This is a genomic window from Caballeronia sp. LZ001, assembly GCF_031450875.1.
GTDB lineage: Bacteria > Pseudomonadota > Gammaproteobacteria > Burkholderiales > Burkholderiaceae > Caballeronia.
This window is the reverse complement of sequence record NZ_JARTVX010000004.1, coordinates 4687580-4700050: the sequence shown is the minus strand read 5'-3', so window position 1 is coordinate 4700050 and position 12471 is coordinate 4687580. Positions and strand designations below refer to the sequence as shown.

Genomic DNA, 12471 nt, shown 5'->3' with positions numbered 1-12471 from the left:
ATGGCGCCAGCGAAAGGCGCCTGATTCGGGGCTCGAACGGGGATCAAGAATCCTTGTTTTTACCTCCTTTCGCAAGTGCTGATTTGTTGCTCTCGGGCATCGGGCGTGGAACACGGTAGCTCTCGCCGTCGAGCACGACGCGGTATGCCGCGTGTCGCAAGCGATCAAGCGTTGCAGCGCCGAGCATTTTGTTGGTCGCGAACGCGTCGCCCCATTCCGTAAAATCCAAATTACTTGTTAAGACAGTCGATGTACGCTCGTACCTCTCGGCAATCAGATCGTGGAAGTCTTCGTCTTCGGGCGTGCGCATGGGTTTCAGTCCAAAGTCGTCAATGATGAGCAACGGCACCTTGGCAAGCGCCTGGAATCGCCGTTCGTAGGAGCCCACGGCTTGCGCGTTGCGTAGCGTGCTGAGAAGCCGAGTCTGAGTCATGAACAGGACATCGTGACCTTGCCGGGCGGCGGAGTGGCCCAGTGCCTGCGCCAGATGGCTTTTGCCTGTTCCGCAAGGACCGGCGATCAGCACGCTGACCTTCTCATCGATGAAGCGACAGGTCGCGAGATCATGGACGACGGCGCGATTAAGATTGGGTAGCCGGTCGAAGTCGAAACCTTCCATTGTCTTCTGTCCACGGAAGTTCGCGCGGCGCATGCGGGCGTCGAGCTTTCGATGATCGCGCCGTGCGATCTCGTCCTGGATAAGCAACGTCAGGAAATCGGTATAGGCGAGCTTACGGTCGATGGCTTCACGGTTGCGTGCTTCGAGCGTGTCGAGGATGCCGGACAGTCGCAATTGCTTAAGAGAAGACGTGAGTTCGGGAATTGGATTCATGTTCAATGGATCAGGAGAGTCTGGGTATCGCGGCAGAAGCGGCCGCCGTGGGTGTAGGTGGTCGAGCCTGACTCAACAGGTTCAATCGACAGCCAGGTCTGATCGAGGCCTTTCTGCAAGATCAGCTTGACGGCTTTGTAGCTCGGCGTGCCGAAGTGATTCGCGCGACGGCAGGCCGCCTCCAGGCGCGATGCGCCGAACTGCTGAGCGAAGCGCAGCACGCCCTGGACGGCGCGCAGCTTGATGAGAACCTGATCGCCGAAGAGCGTGTGAACAAGCGCGTAGCATGACGGCCCGATACGTTGTGCTTCTCTCAGACACCATTGGGTGTCGTGCATTTGCCAGGCCTGTGCTGCTGGCGGCATGTGATCGGCCACAGTGATACGCGTTCCTGGCGTAGTCTGGCGGACATGCGATGCCGACAGTTCGTGCTCGTAGTAGAGCTGCACCATGGTGGCGGTCGCCTTGAGCCACAGATCTTTACCGGCAAGCCGGAACGGCACAGAATAGTAGGCGCGCTCGAATTGCACATGGGCGTCGCGATGAACCTTCACGCGCGCCCAGGTTGCCAGCTCGGGCGGCACATCGGGAAGCGGCTGCAACAGCGCCTGTTCGACATCCTCGAAACGCTTGAGCGGCACTTCGCGCGTCGTGCCATGCGTCCGGGTGCTGGCCTCGTGCATCACCCAGGCTCGCGCTTGCCGGTTGGCGTCGTCAAGGTCACGGAATTCGCGAAGAGGAAGGAAACTCGACTTCACGTATTTGACGCCCGACTCGACAATTCCTTTTTTAGCCGGGTCCCTCGGCGGACACGGATCGACCTTGAACGAATACCCTTCGGCGCATTGCGCGTAAGCGCGCTGGACTTCGGGTTCGTAGATGCAGGCCTTGACGATGGCACACTTGGGGTTATCGATGATGACGCGGCCCACTACGCCATTGAACCACTCGAAGGCGTGACGGTGACATAGCAACCATGTGTCGACGCTCTGATCGCGGACAAACTCAACGTATTGATGCCGCGACCAGCACAACGTCATCACGAAGAACCACGTCTTGTGGACCTCGCCGGTGTGTGCATCGGTGATGGTCGGACCTGCGCCGAAATCAACTTGCGCGGCTTCTGCGGGTTTGAACTCAAGCCGCATCGGAACATCCGGCGTGAGCTCCGCCTTCAATTGCTGAAGTAGCCTGTAGACGGATGAGTAGCTTCCCGTGTAGCCGTGGTTGCGCACCAGCGCGCTGTGAATCGTCGTGCCGGGGACGCCCGCGTCGTGCCACTGGGCAATCTGTTCGCGCCACGGTTCGGCCGACGAGATACAGCTCGCGGGCAGGAACTCCTTGTGGCTGAACGCTGTAGCAAGCTGCGCGTCATCCGGCAGAGCGTTGTCCGGAGAAAGCCACCCGCGCTCGGTTGCGATCTCCCGCACGGCTGCCAGCTTCTTACGGCCCATGATCTTCGACCGGTCGATATCCCGGTCGGAGTCACCCTGGCGCATTCGCACCAGAACCTGTCGATATTGGTACATCTCGAACTTCCTCTTCAAGCCACCCTCCGGAGCAAATGCGTGCCGGCAGAGTAGCGGTTGGTGAAGTTCGAGCGCCCGACTCAGACGCCAGTGGCGCCTTTACGGCGAAAATCTACTGGCGCCTATATGCCGAAAAACTTGCGGCGCCTAAACGCCGAAAACTCCCTGGCGCCTTTATGCCGAAAACGGTTTGGCTCCTTAACGGCGAAAGTTCACATGCAGCGCCTGGGCCAGTTGCGCTTCGCAGTTGTGCTCGTGGGCCAGGCCGAGCAGTTCAACCATGGTCCTACATGCTTGGCGCTGCGAAAGCTGCTCAAGCAGGCGATCGAAGGTCAGTCGATATGCCTCGCGCGGAAAGATCTGATCGCGGTAGACCAGGTTGAGCAGCGCCATGGGCTTGCGGCGCAGCGCGTGGATGACGTGCCGGTAGTTGATGACGTGGCCGTGCTTGCCATTGGGACCCGCGCGGCCGCGCTGCAGTGTCATGAGGGCTGTGCCGCCCAGAAACAGTTCCAGCCGGTCGTCGTACAGCCGTACGCGCAGGTGATGGCCGATCAACCGTGACGGGACGGTGTAAAACACCTTGCGCAGGACGAAGCCGCAGGTGGCCGTGACGTACACGCGCGTTTCCTCGTAATCAGACGTACGCTGGACCGGAAGCGGCTGAAGAAGTGCCCGCTCGAGTTCGATGCGTTTGCCGTTGCGCGCGTTGATTCGACCGACAATCTCGTCGATGAAGCGGCGATAAGAACCGAGATTCTCGAAGTCGTGACTGCCGCGCAGAAGCAACGCATCACGCACCGCGCTCTTGAGGTGGCCATGAGGGCTCTCGATAGAGCCGTTCTCGTGGGCAACGCCACGGTTGTTGCGTGTGGGCTGCATGCCGTAGTGGGCGCACAGCGCATCGTAACGCGTGGTCAGATCCTTGCGCGCGTCGGCATCGAGATTGCGGAACGCCGCCGACAGGCTGTCGCTGCGGTGTTCGCGCGGCGCGCCCCCAAGTGCCCAAATGGCGTTCTGCAGCCCTTCAGCCAGCGCGACATAGCTCTCGCCGCCGAGAATGACGTGAGCGTGCTCGAAGCCCGAGCACGCCAGCCGGAAGTGATAGAGGCGGTGGTCAAGCGCGAGACCCGCCACGGTAATGCTTAGGCTGTCCATTTCGGTGAAGTCGGACAATCCGAGATGACCGGGTTCGTGTACTTGACGGAACATAACGTCATGCTCCTCGCCATGGAGTGCACGCCAGTCGCGAATACGGCGCTCCAGAGTGCGGCGCACGTTGCCCGGGAGGTCGGGATGGCGCCGAAGCATCTCGTCCAGCACGGCTATCGGTCGAATGCCGGGAGCGGACTGGAGCAGCGGCACGATCTCGGTGTCGAAGATTGCCGCCAAGGGATCGGGACGACGACGCGCACGTGGCGCCTTCTTCTGTGATGGCAGTCGCCGGTCCTGATCGATGCGATACCCCGTGGCGGCGCTGAACCCGGCGCGCGCAGCCGCTTGAGCCGGTCCTTCCTTGAGTCTGTACTTCATGTAGAGCCTCATCTGATGGTCGTTGATGTGTCGGCCGGGCAACGCAGCCTCCGTTCGCTACACGAAAGAGCTGTTCATACCCGATTTACCGCGACCACCAATAAGGCACCCCAGCAGCGGGGCAGACTCCTTTGGCGCGGCGTCGCGACAGCGGTTCCGGGCTATGCCCTTCACCGCTGCCGCAACGCCATTACTCTCATCCTGATTGACGCACGGCTCTCATCTTGTTTGACGCGCGGCAGATTGGCCCGTCAGCAACAATGCTTGTGAAAATGCGATTCGTCCATTCTGTCTGGGACGCCGCTCGTGGCTGTTCAGCGACACAGTCGACGGCGCGAACGCAAGTGCCAATCTTTATACCTTGGTCGAAACGGCAAAGGCCAACGGCATCGATCCCTACCGCTACCTCACGTGGCTGTTCCAGCGTCTGCCTCTAGCGAAGACCGCTGACGACTACGACGCGTTGCTGCCTTGGCGCATGCCTGTCGATCTCCGCTGATCCATATCAACTCCTGCCGAGCCGATCAATCGCCTTACTCTGACGGGCGTCGCTCGTGGACCGCTTACGAATAATCGTACCTCGATTTCACGTACGGCAGGCCGATGCCGACACCTCGGATGAGCATGCGCAAATTGAAGGCAGTCCTGCGGCTGAAGCGGGCGCGTGGCCTGACCACCGGCAGATCAGCAGGGCCATCGGCATCAGCGTCGGCGCGGTGTCGAAGATTGCTTCTCAGGCGACGCAGGCAGGACTTGATTGAGCAGCGACCGAAGCGCTGTCAGACGACGAGCTGGACGCGCGCCTCAGCCTGCGGCGACCACTCCCTAGGTAGCAGCATCCCGGCGCATCGAGCCCGATTACCCCGCACTGCACCGAGATCTGCGCCGCAACTGCGTCACGCTGCAACTGCTCTGGGAGGAATACGTCCAAGGCAATCCCGGCCTGCGGACCTATCGCTGCACGCAGTTCTCCCAGAAGTACAAGGACTGGTCGGCCTCGCTCACGCGCTCGATGCGACAGAAGCATTGCGCCGGCGAGAATCTGTTCGCCGACTTCGCCGGGCCCAGCGCGCCGATCCTCGCGCGCAACGGCGTCGCATTCCAGACCCACGTGTTCGTCGCCGTGCTCGGTGCTCGAACAACACGTTCGCGTGCGCGACGCAATCTGAGGCGATGGCCGACTGGATCGGCGATCTGTGCGACGCGCTGGCGTTCATCGGCGGCGTCCCCGAACTGCTGGTGCCCGCTACCGGCTGCCGGACATCGTGAACACCGATAGCAGCCAGTCACGGCGGGCGTGTCCACCGAGGCGGTGCTCGGCCGCAACATCCGCCTGTCGATGGACGCCAAGAAGCCGGGCGCGACAACGTCTTTGTCGAAAGGGGTGGCGAAGCATCAAGTACAATTAGGTTTATTTGAGGGCTTATGAATCGGCCCGCCATGCCCGGCACTCCATCGACGACTACATCGTCTGTACAACCGGAAACAGCCTTATTCGAGCCCGGTGTTACCGCACACCGGATAAGGCATATGTTCCACTTAAAAATCTCAAACGACCGTTCGAACGAGTGAGGCCACCTCTCACAGCTTGACTTCCGCAAGGCATTACTTGTGCGATTGACATGAATACGCTACGTCAATTAAAATGTAATTCATCATCCGGAGAATTAATTCTCACAACTACGATGCGTCAGCAGCGCCTCCTTTGTCGGACACATGGATCGGTCTCGTGGATAAACTCGACAGCATGCGGATATTTGCCCTCGTTGCGGAAGCTCGTGGATTCGCTAACGCCGCGCGACGAGCCAACTTGAGCACTGCTGCAGTCTCGCGTGCCATCATGATGATGGAAAAGCGTCTGCAAACCCGCCTGGTCAACCGGACAACCCGGCAGATATCGCTCACCGAGCCGGGAAGACGCTATTTACGTCACTGTGAACAGATCCTGAATCTAGTCGACCGCGCCGATGCGGAAGCGGCCAATGCCAGGGTCCAGCCATCCGGGAAACTGCGCGTTCATGCTACGACCGGTATCGGTCAGCACTATCTCACGCCCGCCGTTGTGCAGTACACGCAGAACTACCCCGACGTTGAAGTAGAAATGGTTCTCGCGCAACGCAGTCCCGACCTCATCGAAGAAGATTTTGATGTGTCGATCGTAGCCGCATCTGGCCTGAAAGATTCATCATTGGTCTCGCAACGCATCGGCATCATTCGGGGGATCATTTGCGCTGCGCCGCGATATCTGTCCAAGCACGGAAAGCCAACATCCTTTTCGGATCTTGCATGCCATACCTGCGTGCAGCTCATTGCACAAGATGGCTCTTGCATCCCCTGGATATTTGGTGGGCTAGAGACGTTGGTGTTTCATCCACATCGTATTGCTCCAATCAAAGTGAACGTTGCTGAAGCTCTCACTGAAGCGGTCAAAGCCGGAGCGGGCGTCGGCGTGCTGTCAGCCTCCGCCGCACTGCAGGGTATTCGTGACGGGTCGCTCATTCAGCTGCTGCCAGACGTGTTACTGCAAGCCCAAAACCTCTACGCACTGTACGCATCGCGGGAACATCTGGATGCAAAGATCAGGAGCTTCGTCAGGCTCCTGCAGGAAACCATACCGAAAAAGCTTTTGGCAGAAGAACAGGAACTGAGATCAGCAGACTATCGACGGATCGAATCTTGCGCTGGAGTCCGAACGGCGTGAGAACCCGATGGTCGAGAAAGAAAAGGAAACGATTTTCGCCCAGCATCGGCAGGTGCCATACCAAGTGCGCAAAAATCGGTCGCTTGACTACACTGACTCACCGTTCCCGGCGTGTGGTTCAGAGAACCATCACGAACCGTCGTTGCATGCTCTCTGTGGACTGGCTCATCTTCCCTCGCCACGGAGCGCCGGGGTTCAACGCGATTCACAGCAGTGGCGATTCAATGGCCTCGCCAATCCACTGCAGCAAACGGCGATCGCGTACAAAGCGTTCCAACGGGAGTTTCGACGCGTTGAGCGAACAGCCCGCCCTGTGCCGGCCTTCCCGACATGCCAAGCTGATCGATGCTGCAAGTGGTTCTTGCTGCAGTCTCGCTCAGCCGGAGATTGGGTGAATTGCTTGACGTCACAGAGACATGTCACATAGCATGAACAATTCATCATTCGCTGAATATATTATGTATTCGTACCAGATACCCCGCCGCCGCACGCTCGGTACCCATGTATATGCTGCGCCAGCGAGGAACGCTGTATGACCTCGACACCGGAGGACAATGTTCCCGTCGAGCCCACGCCTCCCTATCCGCCCCTAGCCGGCGCCCAGCTCGTCATCGCGACCTTCGTGGTCGCGCTCGCTACGTTTATGACAGTGCTGGACACGTCAATTGCGAACGTGGCCGTGCCGGATCTGTCGGGAAACCTCGGCGTTTCTGTAGATGAAGGGACCTGGGTTATCACGATCTTCGCGGCAGCCAATGCAATCTCAATCCCGCTAACAGGCTGGTTCACTGAACGCTTCGGGCAGGTCCGTCTGTTCGTTGGCGCGATACTGATGTTCGTACTCGCCTCCTGGCTCTGCGGAATCGCCCCGAGTTTGCCGTTCCTGCTCGCCGCACGTATCCTGCAGGGTGTGGTGGCGGGGCCGCTTATCCCACTATCGCAAGCGATCTTGCTCGGCTCATATCCGAAGCACAAAGCCAATATGGCGCTCGCGCTATGGGCCATGACTGCTACGGTGGGTCCGATCGCAGGGCCGCTTCTCGGTGGCTGGATCACCGACAACTATAGCTGGTCATGGATCTTCTACGTGAACATCCCCGTTGGCATGTTCGCAGCATTCGTCATCTGGTCGATCTACCGAAAACGCGAAACCACCACGCGCAAGCTACCAATCGACACCGTCGGCCTGCTTCTGCTAATTATTTGGGTCGGCGCGCTGCAGATCATGCTGGACAAAGGTCGCGATCTGGACTGGTTCTCCTCGTCTCTGATAGTCACGTTGTGCGTCGTCGCCCTTGTGAGCTTTGCGTTCTTTATGATCTGGGAACTGACCGAGGAACACCCCGTGGTAGACCTCCGTCTGTTTGCGCGACGAAATTTCACAGGCGGCACTATAGCGATCTCAGTGTCATACGCCCTCTATTTCGGGAACCTCGTGCTGCTGCCGCAGTGGATGCAGGAGTATCTTGGTTACAAAGCCTTCGACGCTGGCCTCGCCACGGCGCCCGTCGGAATTTTTGCGGTGATTCTGTCACCGTTCATGGGCCGCGCGATGCGCCACGTCGATGCACGCGTATTGAGCACACTTGCATTCGCAGGCTTTAGTGCGATCTTTTTCATGCGCTCTAAGTATGTAACTAATGTAGATTTCTTGCATCTGGCGCTACCGACATTGCTACAGGGAATCCCAACTGTACTCTGGTTCGTACCACTCGCCTCCATCATTCTTTCCGGACTTCCGCCTGAACGCATCGCTGCCGCGGCTGGACTATCGAACTTCGCGCGAATCTTCTGTGGCGCAGCAGGCACATCGATCGCCGGTACCGTTTGGAATAACCGGATTGCACTTCATCACGTACGCCTCACTGAGCAGGCAAGCATCTACAATCCCGTCTTCATGCAATCGGCTGGAACAACCGAGTCGTTGTTGGGTCTCGACCCTCAAGCCGCGCATGCGTTGTTCGACGCCGGAGTTAATAGCCAGGCGGCCGTGATGGGACTCGACGACTTTTTCTTCTTGTCCTCACTCATATTCGTGGCGATCATTCCGCTGATCTGGATCACACGGCCGGTCAGGGGGGCGGGCGATGCATCCGCAGCCGCCCACTGAGCTATACAGCGCGCTGCCCACGATTTGTGGTTCGTCAGCCCACGCATCCGAACTACCTCTGCATTTCTCGTGACGGCGCGGAGCATGCGCCCGCGTGAAAGATTTTGCCGAAGCCGTTGGTCGTTCCGCGCTTTCCGCCGCTGGCGGCGCATACACCGGTGTACCCGAAGGGTTGCTTACCGCCTTATCGCGATCGGTCGGCGGTGTGTGGAAACCATGGCGACGATCAGCACCGGCATAGCGCGCTTCGCGCTTTAGCTCCGATGAAAAAACGCTCGCCGGTCTGCTCGCCGCCGTAGCCCACGCCCTGTACAAAACGATGTCGCGCGGCGGGAAGCACGCTCGAGTTTGCGTGATCAGCGGCTTCGCACAGCGCGCTCAATGATACGGCATTACGCCGCACGGCTGCGATGTGACCGTTCGCCTATCGGGCGTCCATCGAGGGACTCAGCCGATGCGTTGTCTTCGGTGCTTGCGCCGCCGATGCTGCCGCGTCCGCGACTCCCACTGCGCCAGATGGCATATCGATCGGCCGGGTCGTCGTTCCTGCCGCATGCGGGTACATCACCATCAGCGTGCGCAACACGCCATTGGTCCAGCCAAAGCCGTCCTGGAGGGGATATTCGCCGCCGCCGGCCGACGATGAACCCGCTTTCGCATCGACATCGTACTTTTCGACGAGCTTGCCGGTGTGCCGATAGTAGGCCACATCGTTCTGGATCCAGCGCTCCGCGATCTGCTTCGCCAGCGCGTCCTGACCGTAGCGGCGTAGTCCCATCACGGCGAGAAACTGCAGCGGTGCCCAGCCATTCGGCTCATCCCATTGCTGCCCGGAGCGGACCGTCGTCGTCGCGAGGCCGCCCGCGCGCAACAAACGGCTGCGAACGGTCGACGCCACGGCCACCGCCTGCGCCTTCGTCGCGATGCCCATGTACAGCGGATAGACCGTCGCCGCGCTCAACCGATGCGTCAACAGACGGGAGACGAACTGATAGTCGCCGAAGGCGTTCAGTTGCGGGTCCCACAAATGCGCGCAAATGGCATCCGCGCGCTGGCGGGCGTGCTGCTCCATCGCTTCCGCATTCGTGGCATCGCCCTTGATGCGATACCCGTGCGCAAGCGTGCGCTCCAGGTCGTACAGGAGACTGTTGAGATCGACCGGCACGATGGACGTCACTTCGATGCTCGACAGCGACTCGCCATCCGCGAACCAGCGCGAGCTGAAGTCCCAGCCTGTTTCGCCGCCCGCGCGCAGATTGCGCCACAGGTCCTGCGCATTGCGGCCGGGCATCTGTTGCGCCGTCTCCATGTCTTCACGATACGACTCGTCGCGCGGCGCGGCGCGGTCGTCCCAGTAGCGGTTCAGCAGCGCGCCGTCTTCCAGACGCACGGCATGTCGGACCGACTGGCCCGGCGCAAGCTTGTCAGCACCGTCCATCCAGTATGCATATTCCCTCTCCAGTTCGGGAAGATAGCGGACGAACGTTGCGGCGCCCTCCGTGTCGGCGGCGAGCTGGACCATCTGCGCGAAAAACGGCGGCTGCGAGCGGCTCAGGTAATAACTGCGATTGCCATTCGGAATGTGACCGTATCGGTCGATCAACGTCGCGAAGTTGTCCAGTTCGTTTCTCATCAGTTCGCGCTGACCGCTCTGTTTCAGGCCCAGCATGATGAAGTACGAGTCCCAGTAGTAGATCTCGTCAAAACGGTCGCCCGGCACGACATACGAATACGGAAGCGGCAGCAATGACGACCACGGACTCGCCTGTGCATCGGGGTTGCGGCGCAGGACCGTCCACAAGGTGTCGATATGTCCGGTCACGCTTTGCCGGGGATCGGATGCATAGCCTTTCACGTCGCGCGACGGCAGCGTGAAGTGCGATGCGATAAACGTCCCGAGATCGGATGACTGCGTACGCTTTGCGTAGTCGGACATCACCTGTTGCGGCGACATCTTCGGCACCATGTCGGCGAACGTCTTGCTGTCGGGATAGAGATGCGCGAGCTCGACTTCGCGATACAGCGCGCCATATAACTCTGAAGGCGGCAAGGGTGACGTCTGTGGTGCAATTTGTGCAATGGCATGTGACGTCGTCATCGCGCTTGCCATGACATAGAGTAAGGCGATGATCTTCCTCGGCATCATCATTCGCGACATTCAGTTTCTCCTGCTTCGACAGAAATGGGGTTGATGAAAGGTCGCGCCGGTAATAGGGTGGTGACAAGACACAGGTCGGACCGGGATTCACTAAACCTGAAAGATAATCAGGGTGCTCAGCTCGCGCCTGAACACGTACGGGAGACGGTGCCGTCACGCAAGGTCGTTCTTCGCATGCACGTTCAACATCAATCCAGCCGGATCGGAGCGCGCAGACGGGTATTCAATCGATCAACGAACCAGACCAAGCCCCCTCGCCAAAATCCATACAGTCGAGCCTGGTGCTGGCGATACAGCATTGCGTGACTCAACTGTGCGAGGCGACCATGAATTGTCGCTCCCTTGAACAGGCCGAACTTACCCAATGAGCCATAGGCATCGTAGTCAGCCAGCGACACAAGAGAGCCGAAATCCCGATATAAAAAATCTGGAACTCGGTATCCACGCAGACCGGCGGAAGGTAAGTACTGAATCAGATGTTGCGCCTGCTGATGAGCGACCTGGGCAGTCGGCGGCAATGGACGCTGAGCGCCGGGCAACGTCAGGCTCGCACAGTCTCCAATTGCGTACACATTCGCGTCCCGTGTTGTTTGAAGGGACGGCAGCACTGCAAGCTGATTGCCCCGCGTCGTTTCGAGGCCATCCATGTTCGAGAGGAACTCTGGCGCCTTTACGCCCGCAGCCCACACCTTCAACGATGCAGACAGTCGCCCGCCGTCCCCCAGAGTAAAACCATCCTCCGTAGCCGCAGTGACCTTTGTCGAAGTCAATATCCTGATCCCGAGAGCCGCGAGCTTCTGCTGCGTCGCTGCTGAGATGTCCGTCGGGAATGCTGCGAGTAGCCGTGGCCCGCTTTCGATGAGGGAAATGTCGATGCGCGACGCCAACGACTTTGCCCCGTATGCTGCCGCAATTTGAGTGAGTTGCACCAGCTCGGCCGCGAGTTCGACACCGGTCGCCCCTCCGCCCACGATCGCAATCGACAAGTCCTCGTCCTGCGCAAGGCACTGGAGCATGCGGATTCGAACTTCATGATTGAACGCATCCGCCTGCAAACGGGAATCGATTTTGAAGCAGTGGTCGCGTACACCTGGTGTACCAAAATCATTGGCTTCGCTGCCCACAGACATGATTAATATGTCATAGGCGAGCCGCCGCGCTGGGACGAGCAAACGGCCATAGGGCGCGTGCAACGCCGCGATTAAAATCTCGCGCCGGGACCGATCCAGACCACACATTTCCCCTGGCTGATACTCAAATCCGGCGTCGCGAGCCTGTGCAGCATATGGTGTCTGCTGCTGCGAGATATCACGGGTTCCCGCCGCAATAGTGTGCAGCATTGGTTTCCATACGTGGGCCGAATCACGGTCGATCAGCATTACCGACGGTCCACAGCGCCGGTGAGCCCGGCTCCTTCCCAGCGCAGTGGCAATCTCCAGACCTGCAACCCCACCACCTACAATCACAATTCGCTTTTCTAGCTGGTCACGCTTCATTATGTTCAGCCCTACCTGAAGATCAGCAATACCGTTAGTCGGTGTCGGCCCACAGTCGATCACTGTCGGTATTGCAAACGTTCTCTTTCGGCCCGAGACCCGGCACCTGAAT

7 protein-coding genes and 3 pseudogenes are annotated in these 12471 nt (G+C 59.4%); 5 read left to right on the top strand and 5 right to left on the bottom strand.

Going from position 1 to position 12471, the window contains the following annotated elements:
- Positions 1 to 43: 43 nt before the first annotated feature.
- From istB to istA (P9292_RS32985), 3 genes and pseudogenes are all read right to left on the bottom strand, one after another.
- The gene (gene istB, locus P9292_RS32995; RefSeq protein WP_309963214.1) at positions 44 to 832 is read right to left on the bottom strand and encodes an IS21-like element helper ATPase IstB; all 789 of its coding nucleotides are present in this window, start codon (positions 830 to 832) and stop codon (positions 44 to 46) included.
- Between the two features lie 2 nt (positions 833 to 834).
- Positions 835 to 2361, bottom strand: coding sequence for an IS21 family transposase (gene istA, locus P9292_RS32990; protein WP_309957873.1), 1527 nt, complete (start codon positions 2359 to 2361; stop codon positions 835 to 837).
- Positions 2362 to 2580: 219 nt separating this feature from the next.
- Positions 2581 to 3906, bottom strand: a pseudogene (istA, locus tag P9292_RS32985) (IS21 family transposase); the annotation flags it as partial.
- Between the two features lie 235 nt (positions 3907 to 4141).
- On the opposite strand from istA (P9292_RS32985), the pseudogene P9292_RS32980 reads away from it, so the two are divergent.
- The 5 genes and pseudogenes from P9292_RS32980 to P9292_RS32960 form a co-directional block, all read left to right on the top strand.
- Positions 4142 to 4393: pseudogene (locus tag P9292_RS32980) on the top strand (transposase domain-containing protein); the annotation flags it as partial.
- Between the two features lie 104 nt (positions 4394 to 4497).
- Positions 4498 to 5139 (top strand): annotated as a pseudogene (locus tag P9292_RS32975) (IS21 family transposase); the annotation flags it as partial.
- A gap of 52 nt (positions 5140 to 5191) precedes the next feature.
- Positions 5192 to 5323, top strand: coding sequence for a hypothetical protein (locus tag P9292_RS32970; RefSeq protein ID WP_309963213.1), 132 nt, complete (start codon positions 5192 to 5194; stop codon positions 5321 to 5323).
- Between the two features lie 300 nt (positions 5324 to 5623).
- Positions 5624 to 6595 carry a LysR family transcriptional regulator gene (locus P9292_RS32965; RefSeq protein WP_309963210.1) on the top strand — a complete coding sequence of 324 codons (972 nt, stop codon included), beginning with the start codon at positions 5624 to 5626 and terminating at the stop codon, positions 6593 to 6595.
- Positions 6596 to 7127: 532 nt separating this feature from the next.
- Positions 7128 to 8705: a DHA2 family efflux MFS transporter permease subunit gene (locus P9292_RS32960; RefSeq protein WP_309963207.1), complete on the top strand. Its 1578-nt coding sequence runs from the start codon at positions 7128 to 7130 to the stop codon at positions 8703 to 8705.
- 424 nt (positions 8706 to 9129) lie between these two features.
- Here P9292_RS32960 and treF read toward each other — a convergent pair whose 3' ends face one another.
- Positions 9130 to 10815 carry an alpha,alpha-trehalase TreF gene (gene treF, locus P9292_RS32955; RefSeq protein WP_309964265.1) on the bottom strand — a complete coding sequence of 562 codons (1686 nt, stop codon included), beginning with the start codon at positions 10813 to 10815 and terminating at the stop codon, positions 9130 to 9132.
- Between the two features lie 236 nt (positions 10816 to 11051).
- Positions 11052 to 12359 (bottom strand): NAD(P)/FAD-dependent oxidoreductase, encoded by a 1308-nt coding sequence (locus P9292_RS32950; protein WP_309963205.1) that lies wholly within the window; start codon positions 12357 to 12359, stop codon positions 11052 to 11054.
- Between the last annotated feature and the right edge of the window lie 112 nt (positions 12360 to 12471).